Here is a 16,186-nt window from a genome sequence, read left to right as displayed (position 1 = left end):
ATCGGCCTACTCGTTCAGACTCTCGCCCATTCCACGATCCATTGACCCTGATCAATGGCCTGCAATGGGAAGAGTGAGCTCATGGCCTCTTACACTGAAGTCGGGAGGTTAGAATGAACTATCGCAAGCCTGGAATGTGGATACTGGCCGCGCTGGTTGCGGCGCTTGGGCTGTCAGGCTCGTTTGAACGATCATCCAGCGACGGGCTCTCGCTGTCCATCAACAGCGCGGAAGCCAGGGTCGGACGGCCCTTGACGCCCGTCAGCGTTGCCGGCGTTGCGCGTCGCACCACGCGGCGCGCCGTCGTCGGTGGCGCGGCCGTCGGTGCGGCGGCGGTGGGAACCGCATGCGTTCGCGTCTATGTCAACGGAGCCTATGTCTGTCGGTAACGAATCCAGCGGGCTTGCCGGAGAGCCGGCAAGCCTGCTGCGCACCTCGGCTGATCCGGCTCGCAGCGCGCGAGATCACCAGTAGCGGCGGTGATAGTGATGATACCCGACATAGGGTCGGTAATATCCGTAGCGCGGGCCGTAATACGGCCGATAGTATCGCCGGTAGCCGTAGTAGCGGGGATAGGCGTAAGGCTGCACGTAGCCGCCGTAGTACGGACCGCCGCCATAATAGGCCGGAGCGTAGCCGTATCCGTATCCGTAGCCCGGATAGCCATAGTACGGAACGCCGCCGTAATAGCCGCCACCACCATAGTAGCCGCCGCTCGCGATGGCACCGCCGATGATGGCGCCGGCGAGGAGGCCTCCTGCGCCCCAGCCCCATCCGCCGCCGCGCCAATGCACTTGGGTGGTCTCGTCGGGAACCATCGCCTTGATGGTTCCGATATTGGTCGGCATCGGCGCCGCCACGGCCGGCTCCAATTGGCCGACCATCACGGTTATCGCCAGCGCACCGGCAACGCCTGTCTTCCAGATGCTCATCGCCTCACTCCTTGTCTGATGCCTTGACTGGAAATGATCGCACATCACGACCGCGCTTCTTTGCGTTGAGTCAAGGCTTGGTCTGCATGCGCCGCACCAAAGAAGCCTCACCGCCCCGCGCCTCGGCACTTCGCAGCCTCCGACAAACTACGTAGGGAAGTCCACCTAAGATAAGCCGCGCAATATCCAGGCCGCCGATTCTGGCCGACAGTCCGAGCGCGAAAGGATGGCGGAGGTTTTGATGAGCTATTCGATTCACGATGCGGATCGCGCGACCCACCGCAAGATCGTGGTTGTGGCGCTGCTTGTCGGTGTCACGGTCTCGGCGCTCTCACTGTGCCTTCATCTGCATGCGAAACTGCCAACGAGCGAAGCAACCGCCAGCCTCAAGGCCGGACGGCCGCTTGTCGTGGGCAGCGCAGTGCTCACCGTTTCCCGCTGACCGGAGCAAATCCCCATGCGAAAGAAGAGAGCAGAAGCCAGGGTCATCGCGGAGACCTTCGATCCCGCACTTTGGTCAATTGCGACTGCGCTCGGCGCTGTCGTCGTTTACATCGCTTACCTGATCTAGGGCCACGCCGGGTCGGCGGCGCCGGATATGATCTCACCGGCGTCAAGTGCTGGTCTTGTCAATGTTCCTGCCCCGACAGCTCAGCGACGATGCGGCCGAGTATCGCGCCATGATCGCGACGGCCGTCGCCCTGGCATGCTGCGCGATCGGTCTCGTCGTCGTGACCTTGTTGCTGGTCACCGGTGATCGCTTCGAGTTCAGGCCGCCGCCCGAGGCCGTCAGGCTTGATGACAATCTCGTTCGATCGTTCGAAGCTCTCGACGTCATGGCCGCCAGAACGGCCAGCGTGAAGACAGACGCCGTCCGGACGGCGCCCGGGCAGGACGGCAAACCTCCTGACGTCGGAAATGTGGCTGCCGAGCCCTCCAGGAGGCGTATCGTCACGCGCCTGAAGAGCCCATGGTGCACGGGTATCCTTGCCCATCAGCCCTTCCATAGCTGCAAGCCCCGACCCAAATAGCGACGCCGGACCAAGGCGCGGCCGGTGGCGCCCGCGACGGATCCGGATGGAAGCCAGCCCGCCCTCCGCGATAAAGCATTAAGGTTCACGCATTTTCGCAACCAACAACCCACTTTCCGACTTACCGTTCGTACCGCTACTATTCCGATCCACCGGCGCCCGACTGGCCTCCCGTGAGAGGGGGATTTGGCTGCGCCCCCGGGCATGTGGGAGGACGATATGAGTGCTGCCGGAAATGAACCGCTCGCCCGCCAGGCTTTGGCGTTTGTCCTGGCCGGCGGTCGCGGCAGCCGGCTGTTGGAATTGACCGACCGGCGCGCCAAGCCCGCGGTCTATTTCGGGGGCAAATCCCGCATCATCGATTTCGCGCTGTCGAACGCGGTGAACTCCGGCATCCGCCGCATCGCGGTCGCCACCCAGTACAAGGCTCACAGCCTGATCCGGCATTTGCAGATGGGCTGGAACTTCTTCCGGCCCGAACGCAACGAGAGCTTCGACATCCTGCCTGCGAGCCAGCGCGTCTCGGAGAGCATGTGGTATGTCGGCACGGCTGATGCGATCTACCAGAACATCGACATCATCGAGGCCCATGCCTGCCGCTTCATCGTGGTGCTGGCCGGCGACCACGTCTACAAGATGGATTACGAGGTGATGCTGCGCCAGCATGTCGACAGCGGCGCCGACGTCACCGTCGGCTGCCTCGAAATGCCGCGCCAAGAATCTTCCGGCTTCGGCATCATGCACATCGACGAGAACGGCTGGATCCAGCAGTTCCTGGAAAAGCCCGCAGACCCGCCGCCGATGCCGGGCAAGCCGGATGTCTCGCTGGCCAGCATGGGCATCTACGTGTTCGACGCCAAATTCCTGTTCGACCAGCTCAAGCGCGACGCCGAGGATACCAACTCCAGTCACGATTTCGGCAAGGACATCATTCCCTACATCGTCAAGAACGGTCGCGCCATCGCGCATCAGTTCTCGACCTCCTGCGTGCGAACCGGTGCCGAGCCGCGCTCCTACTGGCGCGATGTCGGAACGGTCGACGCGTACTGGGCCGCCAACATCGACCTCACCGACGTGGTGCCGGAGCTCGATCTGTTCGACCGCGCTTGGCCGATCTGGTCTTATTCCGAGATCACCCCGCCGGCGAAATTCGTTCATGACGAGGAGAACCGGCGCGGCCAGGCCGTGAGCTCGCTGGTCTCGGGCGGCTGCATCATCTCCGGCGCCTCGCTGCGGCGCTCGCTGCTGTTCACCGGCGTGCGCATCAACTCCTACGGCAGTGTCGAGAATGCGGTGATCATGCCCTACGTGAACGTCGGCCGCGGCGCGCGGCTGAAGAACGTCGTGATCGACCGCGGCGTCGAGATCCCGGAAGGTCTTGTGGTCGGCGAGGACCCGGAATTCGATGCCAAACGTTTCCGCACCACCGAGCAGGGCATCTCGCTCATCACGCAGCCGATGATCGACAGGCTCAATACATGACGCCTGTTCGCGTCCTCGCGGTCGCTTCCGAAGTCTATCCCATCGTCAAGACCGGCGGCCTCGCTGACGTCGCCGGCGCGCTGCCGATCGCGCTCAAGGCACATGGCGTGGAGATGCGCACGCTGATGCCGGGCTATCCGGAGGTGATGCGGCGGCTCGCCGGCGCGGACGAAATCCGGCGCTGGCCGGATTATTTCGGCGGCCCCGGACGCCTGCTCGCAGCCTCGCATGACGGGCTCGATCTGTTCGTGCTCGACGTGCCGCATCTCTACGCCCGGCCCGGCAACCCCTATGTCACCGCCGAAGGCACCGACTGGCCGGACAATGGCGTTCGTTTCGCCGCGCTTGCGCGTGTGGCGGCCGATATCGGCCACGGCCTCGTGCCGGCCTTCATGCCCGAAATCGTGCATGCCCATGACTGGCAGGCCGGGCTCGCACCGGCCTATCTGCACTATGACGGGGGGCAGCGGCCCGGCACGGTGATGACGATTCACAACATGGCCTATCAGGGCAAGTTCGACCGTTCGCTCGTGGGCGCGATCGGGCTGCCCGCGGCAGCCTCGTTCGATGTTCACGGCCTCGAATATTTCGGCGGCATCAGCTTTCTGAAAGCCGGGCTGCAACTGGCCGATCGCATCACCACGGTGTCGCCGACCTACGCCCATGAGATCCAGAGCGACGAAGGCGGCATGGGGCTCGGCGGCCTGCTGCGCGAGCGTGCAGGCGTGCTGAGCGGCATCCTCAACGGCATCGACATCGAGGTGTGGAATCCGCAAACCGATCCGCACATCGCCTATCGCTTCGGCGCGCAGGATCTCACGTTTCGCGCCGCGAACAAGGCGGTGCTGCAGCAGCAGTTCAGTCTCGATTCCTCCGACGAAGCGCCGCTGCTCGGCGTCATCAGCCGGCTGTCCTGGCAGAAGGGGCTCGACCTCCTGCTCGAGGCGATCCCGACCATCCTCGAGCAGGGCATGCAGCTCGCATTGCTCGGCAGCGGCGACCGCGATCTCCAGGATCGATACCAGGCCGCCGCGCGGGCCAATCCCGGCCGGATCGGTGTCCTGATCGGCTATGACGAAATCCTGGCCCACCTGATCCAGGCCGGCTCCGACGCGCTGCTCGTGCCCTCGCGGTTCGAGCCGTGCGGCCTGACCCAGCTCTGCGCGTTGCGCTATGGCGCAGTCCCCATCGTCTCCCGCGTCGGGGGCCTCGAGGACACCATCATCGACATCGGCGAAGCCGGACATGATCCCACCGGCTTCAAGTTCGCTCCCGTCACAGCAGACGCCTTCGCCGGCTCGCTGCGCCAGGCAAACGCTGCCTTCCACAACAAGGCGACCTGGCGACGACTTCAATTGAACGGTCTTGCGACCGACGTGTCCTGGCGCCATCGCGCGGGCGAGTATGCCGCGCTTTATCGCGACCTGATGACGGCGCGCGCGTAGGCACAATGTGTAGGGCGGATTAGCCGCAGGCGTAATCCGCCACTGTTGCTGCGGCCCGATGGCGGATTACGCTCCGCTAATCCGCCCTACGAACTCACCGAACACATACGACGCCATCGCGACGCTCGCGACCTCGTCGACGAACACGCGCTTGCCGACGTCGCTGCCGGCAGCGCCTGCCGCAACCATCAGCGGCAGCAGATGGTCCTCGCGCGGATGGGCGAGACGCGCGCTCGGCGCATTCTCCCAATCGACCAGCATCGCGTTGCGGCGCGCCGGGTCCGGGTTGCCGATCGCCTCGTTCAGATAGGCCTCGAAATCATACGAGACGGGCTTCGATTCCGCGCGCCCGAAACCGCGCATGTTGTGATAGGTGAGCCCGCTGCCGACAATCAGAATGCCTTCGTCGCGCAACGACGCGATCGCCTGCCCGACCTTGATATGCTCGGCCGCGTCGTAGCTCGACTTCAGCGACAGCAGCACGATCGGCATGTCCGCGTTCGGATACATCAGGCCGAGCGGTACGAAAGTGCCGTGATCAAACCCCTGATTGGGATCTTCCCGGCAGTCGAGCCCGGCGCGCGCAAGCAGCGCCTTCACGTCTGCCGCGAGCGCGGGCTGGCCCGGCGCCGGATACTTGACGTGATAGGTATGCTCGGGAAAACCGTAATAGTCGTACACCATCGGCGGATGCGCCGAGGTCGACACGGTGAAGACATCGGCCTCCCAATGGCCTGTGATGACAAGCACCGCCTTCGGTCTTTCAGGGAGAAGCTGCGGCAGCCGGCCGAACTCCGCAGCGGTCTTGGCATATTGCACCCGCCTGTCCTCCATGAAGGGCCAGGGGCCGCCGCCATGCGACAGGAAGAGGGTCGGAAATCGCGTCATATGTGCCGGCTCGCCTCGAAGACATTGCGTGGGCCAGGCGCCCGCGCGCTTGCCGGCGAAGCATAGGCAAACCGGCATGGTTAGCAAGCCGTTAACGATTTGCCGTCCAAAATCCAGTCTTGGCCGAAGCAATCGGCCAGAAGACATTTCGGACGTAAGATTGCGGGACGCGAGATGAAGAAGTTTGCGCTGGGGGACGTCGTCAACTCCGACAAGGGCCGCCGCGGCGTCGTTCGCGCCGCCTATCGGTCCAAGGAAGGCCAGCAGTTCTACGCCGTCGAGAGGGACGGCGCGATGGACTATCTCGAGGAAGAGCGCCTCACCCCGGCGCCGCGCGTCGAGCTCGCGGCGTAAGTCCTGCCTATTTCTTGCTGTCGATCGCGAGCCGGTCCAGGCGCTCCGATGATGGGTCGTCACCGCTCGCGATGCGATCATTGCCGATCAGCAGCAGATGGTCGCGGTCCGCGGCCGTGTCCCAACGCGGCAGCTCAGGCCCGTTGGGATCGCCGCTCTTGGCGAAGTTGATCCAGTAGGCCCGCATGCGGCTTGCGACCTCGCGATCGCGTCGCGAGAAGATGCCCGCGCCTGGCACGCCCTCCACGCCGAAGATGAACTGCAACTCACGCCCATGGCCTTCGTCGGGATTGCCGCGACGGGCTTCCGGCACGTAGGCGAAGCGATAGCGGAAGGTCGGCGCCCCGGTTGCGACATGAAGCCGGGCGAGCATCCGCACCGGCTCGGAGAAGACCTTGTCGGTGTAGAAGCGCGCCGCGAGATCGGACGAACTCCTGGCATCCGGATAGATCTTCCGCAGTCCGTCAATGCCCTCGCCCGAGGACGACAGTGCCTGCTTGACTTCGAGCTCGCTGTCGAAGCTGGTCTCGTCATCGTTCGAACCGATGATGAGGGGAATGCGGCTCTCATGCCCGGCGGCAAACCCGACAGCGATGTCTTCCGTCAGAAGGTTTCCATCGATCGCCGGTGCGAAGCTGCGCGCAGCTTTGTCCAGCAAGCGCTTTTCGGCGGCGAGCAGACGTGTCGGTCCGGCGGCGCGCAAATCCGCCTCTTGCCCGAGCGCGGCGACAAATTGCTTAGCCGCGGCCTCTGCCTCCCGCGATGACGGCAGGCGCGCGCGGCCGGGCACCGATTGCAGAATGGCCTTTTGAAACAGATCGCGCGATTGGTCGCATAGCATCAGCAGCGCGATCGACGTCGCGCCGGCCCCGTTGCCGAACAGCGTGACATTGTTCGCATCGCCGCCGAACGCGGCGATGTTGTCGTGCACCCATCGCAGCGCCGCGATCTGGTCCATCAGGCCGAAATTGCCGGAGCCGCTTTCCGACAGCGTGGGATGCGTGAGCCAGCCGAGCGCGCCGAGACGATAATTCACGGTCACGATGATGAGCCCGGCCTGCGCGAGCCGCGAACCGTCGAGCAGCGGATCATTGGCGGTGCCCGTGACAAATCCGCCGCCATGGATGAACACCATCACCGGCAGCGGTCCGTCGACCCCGAAAGGGCGAAACACATTGAGCGTAAGGCAATCCTCGCGCGCGGCCGGCAGCGATGGCTGCAAACAGGGCGCGCCATAGTCGTAGGCGGTGCTCATCTCCGAACTTTCGGGCAAGCCCTGCGGCGGCCGCCAGCGCAGGCTGCCTGTTGGCGGCGCTGCGTAGGCGAGCCCCTTGAAGGACGCCACGTCGCCCTCGACGGCGCCGAGCGCCTGGCCTTCACGTGTCAACGCAAATGGAAATTGGCCGACCGGCTGGGCGGCGGCGGAGCCGATGCAAAGCAATGCAAAGATTGCGATGAGCGCAAGCAGGGGCCGCATCTTCGGGGGATCTCGATGCGCGGAAATGGTCTCGGAAAGGTTACGTCCGCGACGCGCGTAGAGGCAAGCGCTGCGGCGTCAGCTAACCGCCCTTGGCAATGATCTCCGCCAGCGCGCGCCGTGCAACGATGCCGAGCTCGCCGAGCGTGGAGCGGCCGTATTGCGCGGCTTCGATCAGGCGCTCGGCGATGAACCTGCGACTGTCGTGATCGCCGCCATGCGGCAATTGCCGGCATGTCTCCTCCAGGACGACGTCCATGTTCGCTTTGGTTCGCTCACTCAACTCTGTCATGACGCCCGGTCGGTACGCGTGGCTAGTAACCGCAAGCATACACGGACGGATCGTCCATGATTAGACCGGGCAATCACGGCCATTGTGCATCGCGATGCGTGCATCGAGGCAACGTTCGCGCCGCCACGATGATGCCGCAAACCGGACTACCGAAGATTGCACTTGGTCGATTGCACTGGGTCTGATGACAAGCCGCGCCTGCAGCGCTAGCCTGCCGGCAAAACAAATACACGGGAGGAATACCATGCCGGAAGCAATGGTCGCCGCGCGTGAGTCCAAGGCGGCTGATGGAACCGTCCAACAGGTCGACGTTGCCGTGGTCGGCGCCGGATTTGCGGGCCTTTACCTTCTCCATCGCCTGCGCAAGGCCGGCCTCTCGGCCGTCGGCCTCGAAGAAGCCGGCGATGTCGGCGGCACCTGGTACTGGAACCGCTATCCCGGTGCGCGCTGCGATATCCAGACGATCGACTACGGCTACACGTTCGATCCGGAACTCGACAAGGTGTGGACCTGGTCGGAGAAATACGCGACGCAGCCCGAAATCCTGCGCTATCTCGGCTTCGTCGCCGATCGCTACGATCTGCGTCGCGACATCCGCTTCAAGACCAAGGTGACCGAAGCCAGATGGGACGAGCAAGCCGGACGCTGGCAGCTCACCACCGATAGCGGCGCGCCCGTCTCCTGCCGCTTCTACATCATGGCCACCGGCTGTCTCTCCGCGCCAAAGCCGCCGGAGATCGACGGCGTCAAGGATTTCAAGGGCGAGATCTATTTCACCGGGCGCTGGCCGCATGACGGCGTCAACCTCGCCGGCAAGCGTGTCGCCGTGATCGGCACCGGTTCGTCGGCCATTCAATCGATCCCGCTGATTGCCGAACAGGCCGCGCATCTCACCGTATTCCAGCGCACGCCGAATTTCGCCCTGCCCGCGCATAACGGGCCCACGCCGGCCGATCGCAGGGACATGTTCCAGAGCGACCGCGCGGCCTATCGCGCGCAGGCGCGCCAATCGATGGCCGGCGTGCCCTATCCGCAGCAGACCGTCGTGAGCTGGCAGCTCAGCGATGCCGAGCGTCGCGAGCGGTTCGAACGCGCCTGGGCCGCCGGCGACCTCGTCCACATCCTGTCGCAGCTCTGGGCCGACCAGGCCGTCGATGTCGACGGCAACAAGATCGTCCAGGACCTGATCCGCGAAAAAATCGCGGCGGCGGTGAAGGACCCGGAAACCGCGGCGGCGCTGATGCCGGACGACCACCCGTTCGGCGCCAAGCGTCCCTGCCTCGAAACCAACTACTATGCGACCTACAACCGGCCGAACGTCACGCTGGTCAATCTGCGGCAGGAACCCATCAAGGCCATCACCGCAGGCGGCATCGTCACCGGCAGGCGCAGCTTCGATGTCGACGTCATCGTGTTCGCGACCGGCTTCGACGCCATGACCGGCGCGATCCGCGCGGTGCATCCGATCACGGGCCGCGGCGGTCGATCGCTCAACGATGTCTGGGCGCAGGGGCCGCAGAGCTATCTCGGGCTCACGGTCAAGGGCTTCCCGAACTTCTTCATGATCACCGGCCCCGGCAGCCCGTCGGTGCTGTCGAACATGGCGGTCTCGATCGAGCAGCATGTCGACTGGGTGGTGGATCGCCTCGCCGGCTTGCGCGACGCCGGCTTCACCACGATCGAGCCGACCGAGACGGCCCAGGCCGGCTGGAACAGGCATATGGCCGACTGCGCGATGCTGACGCTGCACCGGCTCGCCAACACCTGGTACACGGGCGCCAACGTGCCCGGCAAGGTGCAGGGCCTGATGCCTTACACCGGCGGCGTCGGTCCCTATCGCAGCATCTGCGACGAGGTCGCGAGCCGCGGCATGCTCGGCTTCAGGCTGTCAGGCCCCAACGGCACGCAGTGCAATGACGGCGAGGTGGTGCGGCTGCAGCCGGACGTCCGGCTGGTGCTGAACCTGCTGGCGTCGCTGAACCTGCCGCCGATCGAGTCGATGGGCGCCATCGGCGCGCGCGCCTTCGTGGGCGAGTTCAACAAGGCCCGGCCCGCGGGACGGCCGATCGGCGAGATCGTCGACGGCACCCTGCCCGGCGCCGACGGCCCGCTGCCCTACCGCGTCTACAAGCCGGCGACGCCAGGACCGCATCCGGTCGTGGTCTATTTCCACGGCGGCGGTTGGGTGCTCGGCGACGAGCAGTCGGACGAGCCGTTCTGCCGCGACATGGTGCGGCGATCAGGCATGATGTTCGTCAGCGTCGGCTATCGTCACGCGCCGGAGCATCGCTTTCCCGCCGCGGCCGAGGACGGTTATGCGGCAACGCGCTGGATCTCGGAGCATCTGGCCGAGCTCGGCGGCATCCAGGCGCCGGTGCTGGTCGCCGGCTGGAGCGCGGGCGGCAACATCGCCGCCGTGACCTGCCAGCTCGCACGCGATCGCGGCGGGCCTGACATCGCAGGCCAGCTGCTGGTGTGTCCGGTGACGGACTGCAGCTTCGATCGTGCCTCCTACAACGACAACGCAGCGGACTACTTCCTGACGCGCTCGCTGATGTACTGGTTCTGGGACCTCTATTGTTCCCCGGATGACCGGACTGATCCGCGCGTCTCGCCGCTGCGCGGCAAGGTCGCCGGCCTGCCGCCGGCGTTTGTCGTCACCTGCGAGTTCGATCCGCTGCGCGACGAGGGCATCGCCTACGCCGAGGCCATGGCGGCCGCGGGTGTCCGGGTCGAACAGTTGAAGGCGCGCGGCCATTTCCACTCCTCCTTTACGATGGTCGACGTGGTCATCACCGGCGCCCAGGGCCGAACGCAGATGGCCGAGGCGCTGCGGCGCTTTGCTGGGCTCCCGCCTGAGGTCAGCCGCGGCGATGAGCACAGAAACGGCCATGCCGGCCCGGGACACAAGATCGCGGCGGCCGCAAGTTAGGCCGCCATCGGCCGGGAACCTTTTCCCGGCCGCCGCGTTGCACGAACATGGCATGAGATGCAGCGATGGGTATGGGCCCTGGCACGCAGCCTTGCGTGCCGGGGTTCTTTTTGCGTGAGGCGGGGGCGATGGGGGCATCGGCAACGAATTCGAAAGTCGATTTCGGCGCGCATGCCGTGCTGCATAAATGGCCCTCGCTTGCCAAACAGCGCAGACCCGACCGGGAGTCTTATCAGGTCAGTGAAGGCACGCTCGATGCGTGCATCTCGGCCTTCATGGAGAAGCCGCCATCAACCCGGCACCTCTATGAGATTCACACCACGGCGCAACCGCCGCTGGTGACCGGGATCCTCTCGCCCGAGCATATCGCTGAACTCGCGCGCTTGCGGGAATTTCTTTAAAGGCGCCTGCCCGGCAGACTTCGCAGGAACCTTCTTCCTGATAGTCCCGTTATCCGGGATCGGAAGAGCCAAGACTTCAAAGCAAAGACCCCGAGCGAAGACACAAGAACGAAGGCGTGAGTGCCTGAGATGTCCCAAGCCGCACCCAACCCGACCGTGCCCTATGGCGCAGATCAAACCCTGTTCGTGGTGATCGATCGCTACGGCAAGGGACGCGAAATCCGCGTCGAGCGCAGCGACCTCGAAGTCACGATCGGCGAACTCGTCAGCGGCTGCTTCAACGATCCGATCAGGGTGCTCTCGTTCAACACGCTCGAACACTGGATGAAGGATATCTCGAGCGAGATCGCCGGCGAAATTCGCGCGCGCTGCGATATCGACGGCATCGGTCTTCCCGACTACCTCAGCGATTTCGTCGAGAGCCACAGCTAGAGCATGATCCGGAAAAGTGTGCAGCGGTTTTCCGAGAAGATCATGCTCAAACAACAACCTAAAGCGCGATGACGATTCAACCCAATCTCATCGCGCTTTAGCAGCTCCAACTGCCATGCAACAAAAAAGCGCCGCTTCCGCGGCGCTTTTCGTGTGGCAACATCAGTGATGCCAGAACACTGCCAGCAGCAGGATGATCGGCAGCGGCACGCCAAGCAACCAGAGCAGAGCACCTCGTCCAAAGCCCATGACTTCCTCCTCCATGTTCACGCCTGACATGACGCGTGAGCGAAAAGGAAGTTCCGCGCCTCGGGGCGAGGGCGAATGCGTTCAGGACATGGATCGCGAGAGCTGTGAAATGCGTTAGCCACGCCGCCTGGCGGCGATGGCCTCGATCTCGCGGCGGCGTTCGCCGGCAAAGGTCAGGAGCTTTTCGATCGTCAGCGTATCCGTGATCCGTTTGGCAAGTCGCTCGGCGCGCGCAGCCTGATCTTCGAGATACTGGATCGTGTTCAAGCGTCGCCCCCCAAAGCCCCGAATTGCCGGGCGGCCATGGTGAGGGAAAGCGACTAACAGCCGGTTAAGCTCAACGCATCGCTACTGCACGACGTCGAGCCTGACATTGGCGAGGCCCTTGTCGACCATGCCGAGCGCCTCGGCCGCGGAGGGCGAGATGTCGACGACGCGCCCGTGCACGAAGGGCCCGCGATCGTTGACCCTGACGGTCACGAAGCGGCCGGAGGAGACGTCGGTGACACGCAGCTTGGTGCCGAACGGCAGTGTGGGGTGAGCCGCCGTCAACTCGTTCTTGTCGAACCTCTCGCCGCTCGCCGTCTCCGTGTCCGAATAGAAGCTCGCCACGCCCTGCGATGCAGTCGACTTGGCGCTCGCCGTATCGTGGGACGGAGACGGCCGGTAGATCGGACGCGGATGGAGCGCTGCCACTCTGTGTGGCCGCTCGGTTGCAGCCTGCCTTGTGGCCGGAGCAAGATCGGCCCTTTGCCGGCCAACCGGCGATTGCGCGCAGGCGGCAAGCGAGGCGGCACCCACGATGGCAAGCAACAACCGGCTCGAGGTTGTCAGCGTAGTCAGGGTCGTTTCGGCCCTTGCAATGCGAGACATGATGCGCCCTCCGAACACGCCTGAGTTTCGGTGGGCAATGAGGGCAGAACCTTGGCTGAACAAAAGCGGCCTTGCGGCCGCTATGGTTTCGCGCCGGCTGTGGCGATTCCACCACAGTCACATGTCCTGAATCGACACAAAACCAGCAAAAAAATCAGCCCGATACGACGCGCCAAATCACCGGGTGCGTCTCCGGCTGCGCCTCGCCGGTCTCGACCGCCCCCCTCATGAGCCGCATGAGCTCACGCCGATAGAGCAGCCGCCAGCTGGTTTTCAGGCTGGCAAGAAAGTCGAGCTCCCGCTGCGTCAGCATGCACATCATGAACCCGGTCAGCTTGCGAGGGCCGCGCCGAATTCCCGGGCCCGCGGCCGGCTACCTTACGTAGTGTTACCCAACGTAACGCTTGCGCCCGGCCGGCGCAAGCCGGGATTGAGGGCACTGCGCATCGGCAACACTCAGACCCATACGGGCGTCTAGAAATTAGGCCCGAGCGCGATCTTGGTGATCGTCCCGTTCCTGACGCCGATGCGCCACTCCGCCGCGCCATTGGCGAACTGGGCGACATAGATATCGCTGTCGAGTGCGGTGACACCGCGGAACGACACCGCGCGCAGCGCACCCAGCCGCGCCAGGATCGCCTGGTCGAGCGGAAGCTGCGCACGGGCGATGTTCGCGACCTCGGTGGTCATATGATCATAATCCGGCTGTCCCTTGCCAATGCCCTCGATGTAGTGCCGCAGCATGGCCTCGCCATTGGCGATCGGAACGGCCCGACGGGCGGCATGCCCCGGCCGCACTCCGAGGTTCGCGGCCTCGACATTGAGGAAGCGCGTCTGCCGGCCCGGCACCAGGATCTCCATGCATTTCCCCGATTTGTCGGCAATGACCCACGGATTGTTCACGGTGGTCTGCGCCGTCCAGGTCATGTCCGGCCTGACGACGCTCTGCGCCTTGCGCGCGCCGTCCGCATCGAGATTGAAGACCCGAATGTCGTCGCCCGTCTCGTTGTAGAGCATGATCCTGATCGGCGAGGTGCCGGCACGGCCGCGCACGCTCGCCTCTTCCGAACAGGGGACGATCCCGCCGAGCTCGTCATTGCCGTCGGCCCGGAAGATCACATCGCCGGCCTTGCCGTCGGGATCGAGCAGAAGGCGAAATTCCGCGGAGCCGTTCTCGAACTTGGCGCCATAGATGTCGTAGCCGCCGGGCCCGACGCCGCGGAAGAAGATGGTCTCGACCGCGCCGAGCGCCGCGAAAGTCGCGCGCAACTCGTCGAGCTGACGATGGATCTTCGCAGCGAGCCGTGCACTCATCCGATCGTAGTTCGGCTTGCCCTCGCGCAAATCCTCGATCCCGCGCAGGATCATCTCCTTGCTGCCCGCAACCGGGACCTGCTCCCTGAACCTGTCAGGCACTTCCGCCAGCCGGCGCGCGTAGTCGGCCTCGATCGCCTGAGCCGCCGCCGCGTCGATCCGCGGCGCGATGCGGGCGCCGGAGGCGACATTCTGGACCAGCACGCGTGCGACGCCGTCCCCTTCCGCGCGCAGGAAGATCAGGAGTTGATCGCCCCGGAGCGAGAAGGCATCGTTGCCTTCAGGCAGAACCGGCGATCCGCCCTGCCCGGTCTCCTGCACCTGCAGACGGTCGCCATCGCGCCGCACGGTGAGCACGCGGTTCGGCGCAATCCTGTACCAGCCGACATATTGATCAAGCGACAGCGGATCCGCCGCCTGCGCCGGCATCTCGGCAACGCTGACAGCGCGCGCGTCGCGGCCGTTGATATGCAGCGTCAGCTCGGAGGCGCGACGCTCCGCATCCACAGGGAACGTGATCTCGCCGAACGAAGCCGCGTAGGCCGCATTGCCGTCGTTGCCGATGGTCAGACGCAGCCTGCGTTGGCCCGTGAGCTGACCGTAGAGTTCATCGCCGTCGCGGAAGATCGCGAACACCGAGGTCGGGCTCATCGCGTAGAATTTGACTTGCGGACGGTAGTGCTCGGCCGGCGCATGACCGAGATCGGCACCTGATGGCACCGGGTCCGGTGTGCGATAGGCGATCATGCCGGCGGAGACGATCATGACCGGCACGATCGCAGCCGCGATCCACAGACGCTTGCGCCAGCCGACCGCGACAGGCATGGCGGCGGCCGCGATGATGCGTTCGACGCGCGCGCGCACCGTCGAGGCCTGCGCCATCGCAAGCTCCATCGGCCGCGGCTTCACGGACGCCGCGACGTCGATCAGGATTTCCGCATAGGAGAACCGGTCGTCGATCATCTCGATGGCGCGGGCGTCGCTGATGATCTCGGCAAGCTCGGCGAGACGGGCCAACTGCCACCACGAGAACGGGCTGAACCAGAACATCGTGCGGTTGAGCGAGGCGAGCAGGAGGACATAGAAGTCGCAATTGGCGACATGCGCGCCCTCATGCGCGAGCACCGCAAGGCGCTTCTTGGCGTCCCAGCCGAAAAATTGCGGCGGCACCAGGATGGTCGAACCGAAGGTGACGGGACTGCCGACGTCGCGGCTGACGCGCACGTCAGCGCCGATGATGCCCTTCACCGGCTTTGCCGCGCGCGCCACCCGCCAGGTCAGGCAGAGGCCGACGGCGAGCCGCAGCAGCAACAGGCCGGCGACGCAGGCGTAAACCGTGGTTGCGACCATCCACCAGTCGGTCGGGACGCCATGCCTCGCCATCGGCGCGGTGGCCGCACCGGACGCGATCGGCAGCGACGGCTGCGGCCGCTCCAGCATGGAAAGATCGGCCGGCCACGCATCGTCCGGCACCGGCATGGACAGGGGCAGCCGGTCGAGGGTGAGCGTCGGCCAATGCATCACGAACGGCATCGCCAGCGATGCCGCGAGCACGACAAGCCACGCCGTCATATGGACGTGCGGGTTGCGTACACGAAACAGATAGAGACCGATCCAGACGACGCCTCCCAGCGCGAAGGAGCGTAACGCCGCCTCAGCCAGAGCTGCGATCATTCTTTCTTCACTCCCCTTGCCTTCTTCGCCCTGGCCACCTGGTCCGCCAGCGCGCGCAATTGCTGCTGGTCGAGCATCGCGTTGTCCACCATGCCGACGAGGACCTCCTCCATCGAGCCATTGCAGAACCAGTCGACGATGCGTTGCACCGCCTTGGCCGCGACCCGCGCGCGTTCTTCGGCGGCATGGTAGACGTAGGTGCGTCCGTCTACCGTGTGGCGAGCATAGCCTTTTTCTTCGAGGCGGCGCAGCACCGTTCGCACCGTCGATTCCTTCAGACGGCGCGACAGGCGCTCGCGAACGATTTCGGCCGTGACCGGCCCATGGGCCCATACTATCTGCATGACCTCGTGCTCGAGGTCGCCCAGGTCGGGCAAACGATCGTCCATGGTGGCCTACCTAACAGCTTG

The 16,186-nt window shown here is 64.9% G+C and carries 18 protein-coding genes; 8 read left to right on the top strand and 10 right to left on the bottom strand.

The annotated features are described in order from the left end of the window. The first annotated feature begins 113 nt into the window (after nucleotides 1-113). Nucleotides 114-389, top strand: a complete 276-nt coding sequence (locus JQ621_RS13030; RefSeq protein WP_212235117.1) for a hypothetical protein — start codon at nucleotides 114-116, stop codon at nucleotides 387-389. A 75-nt stretch (nucleotides 390-464) separates the two neighbouring features. On the opposite strand, the gene JQ621_RS13025 is transcribed toward JQ621_RS13030, so the two are convergent. Continuing rightward, nucleotides 465-932, bottom strand: coding sequence for a hypothetical protein (locus JQ621_RS13025; RefSeq protein WP_212235116.1), 468 nt, complete (start codon nucleotides 930-932; stop codon nucleotides 465-467). A gap of 241 nt (nucleotides 933-1,173) precedes the next feature. On the opposite strand from JQ621_RS13025, the gene JQ621_RS13020 reads away from it, so the two are divergent. Further along, nucleotides 1,174-1,374 (top strand): hypothetical protein, encoded by a 201-nt coding sequence (locus JQ621_RS13020; RefSeq protein WP_212235115.1) that lies wholly within the window; start codon nucleotides 1,174-1,176, stop codon nucleotides 1,372-1,374. A 187-nt stretch (nucleotides 1,375-1,561) separates the two neighbouring features. Here the strand turns inward: JQ621_RS13020 and JQ621_RS13015 are convergent, their stop codons facing one another. Next, nucleotides 1,562-1,927: a hypothetical protein gene (locus JQ621_RS13015; RefSeq protein WP_212235114.1), complete on the bottom strand. Its 366-nt coding sequence runs from the start codon at nucleotides 1,925-1,927 to the stop codon at nucleotides 1,562-1,564. Nucleotides 1,928-2,182: 255 nt separating this feature from the next. Between JQ621_RS13015 and glgC the strand changes: the two genes are divergently transcribed. Together glgC and glgA are read left to right on the top strand one after the other, a co-directional pair. Beyond that, nucleotides 2,183-3,445 carry a glucose-1-phosphate adenylyltransferase gene (glgC, locus tag JQ621_RS13010; RefSeq protein ID WP_212235113.1) on the top strand — a complete coding sequence of 421 codons (1,263 nt, stop codon included), beginning with the start codon at nucleotides 2,183-2,185 and terminating at the stop codon, nucleotides 3,443-3,445. Further along, complete coding sequence (glgA, locus tag JQ621_RS13005) at nucleotides 3,442-4,890, top strand: glycogen synthase GlgA (RefSeq protein WP_212235112.1); 1,449 nt, start codon at nucleotides 3,442-3,444, stop codon at nucleotides 4,888-4,890. The genes glgC and glgA overlap by 4 nt, the downstream gene beginning before the upstream one ends. Nucleotides 4,891-4,956: 66 nt before the next feature. Here the strand turns inward: glgA and JQ621_RS13000 are convergent, their stop codons facing one another. After that, entirely contained in the window at nucleotides 4,957-5,778 is an 822-nt protein-coding gene (locus tag JQ621_RS13000; RefSeq protein ID WP_212235111.1) for a DODA-type extradiol aromatic ring-opening family dioxygenase, read from the bottom strand. A 174-nt stretch (nucleotides 5,779-5,952) separates the two neighbouring features. On the opposite strand from JQ621_RS13000, the gene JQ621_RS12995 reads away from it, so the two are divergent. Then, nucleotides 5,953-6,132, top strand: coding sequence for a hypothetical protein (locus JQ621_RS12995; RefSeq protein WP_212235110.1), 180 nt, complete (start codon nucleotides 5,953-5,955; stop codon nucleotides 6,130-6,132). A gap of 7 nt (nucleotides 6,133-6,139) precedes the next feature. Here the strand turns inward: JQ621_RS12995 and JQ621_RS12990 are convergent, their stop codons facing one another. Both JQ621_RS12990 and JQ621_RS12985 read right to left on the bottom strand, forming a co-directional pair. Beyond that, nucleotides 6,140-7,609 carry a carboxylesterase/lipase family protein gene (locus JQ621_RS12990; RefSeq protein ID WP_212235109.1) on the bottom strand — a complete coding sequence of 490 codons (1,470 nt, stop codon included), beginning with the start codon at nucleotides 7,607-7,609 and terminating at the stop codon, nucleotides 6,140-6,142. Nucleotides 7,610-7,691: 82 nt separating this feature from the next. After that, nucleotides 7,692-7,940 (bottom strand): hypothetical protein, encoded by a 249-nt coding sequence (locus JQ621_RS12985; RefSeq protein WP_212235108.1) that lies wholly within the window; start codon nucleotides 7,938-7,940, stop codon nucleotides 7,692-7,694. A 205-nt stretch (nucleotides 7,941-8,145) separates the two neighbouring features. Between JQ621_RS12985 and JQ621_RS12980 the strand changes: the two genes are divergently transcribed. From JQ621_RS12980 to JQ621_RS12970, 3 genes are all read left to right on the top strand, one after another. Then, on the top strand, nucleotides 8,146-10,833 hold the full coding sequence (locus JQ621_RS12980) for a flavin-containing monooxygenase (RefSeq protein ID WP_212235107.1): 2,688 nt from the start codon (nucleotides 8,146-8,148) through the stop codon (nucleotides 10,831-10,833). Nucleotides 10,834-10,961: 128 nt separating this feature from the next. Next, a complete protein-coding gene (locus tag JQ621_RS12975) occupies nucleotides 10,962-11,234 on the top strand; it encodes a hypothetical protein (RefSeq protein WP_212235393.1) in 273 nt (90 codons plus the stop codon). Between the two features lie 129 nt (nucleotides 11,235-11,363). Further along, on the top strand, nucleotides 11,364-11,666 hold the full coding sequence (locus JQ621_RS12970; RefSeq protein WP_212235106.1) for a hypothetical protein: 303 nt from the start codon (nucleotides 11,364-11,366) through the stop codon (nucleotides 11,664-11,666). A gap of 363 nt (nucleotides 11,667-12,029) precedes the next feature. Here the strand turns inward: JQ621_RS12970 and JQ621_RS12965 are convergent, their stop codons facing one another. From JQ621_RS12965 to JQ621_RS12945, 5 genes are all read right to left on the bottom strand, one after another. Further along, the gene (locus JQ621_RS12965; protein ID WP_212235105.1) at nucleotides 12,030-12,182 is read right to left on the bottom strand and encodes a hypothetical protein; all 153 of its coding nucleotides are present in this window, start codon (nucleotides 12,180-12,182) and stop codon (nucleotides 12,030-12,032) included. Between the two features lie 81 nt (nucleotides 12,183-12,263). Next, nucleotides 12,264-12,788, bottom strand: a complete 525-nt coding sequence (locus JQ621_RS12960; RefSeq protein WP_212235104.1) for a septal ring lytic transglycosylase RlpA family protein — start codon at nucleotides 12,786-12,788, stop codon at nucleotides 12,264-12,266. A gap of 154 nt (nucleotides 12,789-12,942) precedes the next feature. After that, complete coding sequence (locus tag JQ621_RS12955; RefSeq protein WP_212235103.1) at nucleotides 12,943-13,110, bottom strand: hypothetical protein; 168 nt, start codon at nucleotides 13,108-13,110, stop codon at nucleotides 12,943-12,945. A gap of 152 nt (nucleotides 13,111-13,262) precedes the next feature. Beyond that, the gene (locus JQ621_RS12950; protein ID WP_212235102.1) at nucleotides 13,263-15,776 is read right to left on the bottom strand and encodes a M56 family metallopeptidase; all 2,514 of its coding nucleotides are present in this window, start codon (nucleotides 15,774-15,776) and stop codon (nucleotides 13,263-13,265) included. After that, nucleotides 15,773-16,165: a BlaI/MecI/CopY family transcriptional regulator gene (locus JQ621_RS12945; protein ID WP_212235101.1), complete on the bottom strand. Its 393-nt coding sequence runs from the start codon at nucleotides 16,163-16,165 to the stop codon at nucleotides 15,773-15,775. Before JQ621_RS12945 ends, JQ621_RS12950 begins: the two co-directional genes overlap by 4 nt. Nucleotides 16,166-16,186: the final 21 nt, after the last annotated feature.

The organism is Bradyrhizobium manausense, assembly GCF_018129685.1.
Classification (GTDB): Bacteria; Pseudomonadota; Alphaproteobacteria; order Rhizobiales; family Xanthobacteraceae; genus Bradyrhizobium; species Bradyrhizobium manausense_D.
The sequence above is the reverse complement of the archived record's forward strand: the minus strand, read 5'-3'. Positions and strand labels throughout refer to the sequence as shown.

Coding starts and splice junctions, on each gene's coding strand:
- JQ621_RS13030 (WP_212235117.1), top strand. CDS start 114: ATGAACTATCGCAAGCCTGGAATGTGGATACTGGCCGCGCTGGTTGCG.
- JQ621_RS13025 (WP_212235116.1), bottom strand. CDS start 932: ATGAGCATCTGGAAGACAGGCGTTGCCGGTGCGCTGGCGATAACCGTG.
- JQ621_RS13020 (WP_212235115.1), top strand. CDS start 1,174: ATGAGCTATTCGATTCACGATGCGGATCGCGCGACCCACCGCAAGATC.
- JQ621_RS13015 (WP_212235114.1), bottom strand. CDS start 1,927: ATGGGCAAGGATACCCGTGCACCATGGGCTCTTCAGGCGCGTGACGAT.
- glgC (WP_212235113.1), top strand. CDS start 2,183: ATGAGTGCTGCCGGAAATGAACCGCTCGCCCGCCAGGCTTTGGCGTTT.
- glgA (WP_212235112.1), top strand. CDS start 3,442: ATGACGCCTGTTCGCGTCCTCGCGGTCGCTTCCGAAGTCTATCCCATC.
- JQ621_RS13000 (WP_212235111.1), bottom strand. CDS start 5,778: ATGACGCGATTTCCGACCCTCTTCCTGTCGCATGGCGGCGGCCCCTGG.
- JQ621_RS12995 (WP_212235110.1), top strand. CDS start 5,953: ATGAAGAAGTTTGCGCTGGGGGACGTCGTCAACTCCGACAAGGGCCGC.
- JQ621_RS12990 (WP_212235109.1), bottom strand. CDS start 7,609: ATGCGGCCCCTGCTTGCGCTCATCGCAATCTTTGCATTGCTTTGCATC.
- JQ621_RS12985 (WP_212235108.1), bottom strand. CDS start 7,940: ATGCTTGCGGTTACTAGCCACGCGTACCGACCGGGCGTCATGACAGAG.
- JQ621_RS12980 (WP_212235107.1), top strand. CDS start 8,146: ATGCCGGAAGCAATGGTCGCCGCGCGTGAGTCCAAGGCGGCTGATGGA.
- JQ621_RS12975 (WP_212235393.1), top strand. CDS start 10,962: ATGGGGGCATCGGCAACGAATTCGAAAGTCGATTTCGGCGCGCATGCC.
- JQ621_RS12970 (WP_212235106.1), top strand. CDS start 11,364: ATGTCCCAAGCCGCACCCAACCCGACCGTGCCCTATGGCGCAGATCAA.
- JQ621_RS12960 (WP_212235104.1), bottom strand. CDS start 12,788: ATGTCTCGCATTGCAAGGGCCGAAACGACCCTGACTACGCTGACAACC.
- JQ621_RS12955 (WP_212235103.1), bottom strand. CDS start 13,110: ATGATGTGCATGCTGACGCAGCGGGAGCTCGACTTTCTTGCCAGCCTG.
- JQ621_RS12950 (WP_212235102.1), bottom strand. CDS start 15,776: ATGATCGCAGCTCTGGCTGAGGCGGCGTTACGCTCCTTCGCGCTGGGA.
- JQ621_RS12945 (WP_212235101.1), bottom strand. CDS start 16,165: ATGGACGATCGTTTGCCCGACCTGGGCGACCTCGAGCACGAGGTCATG.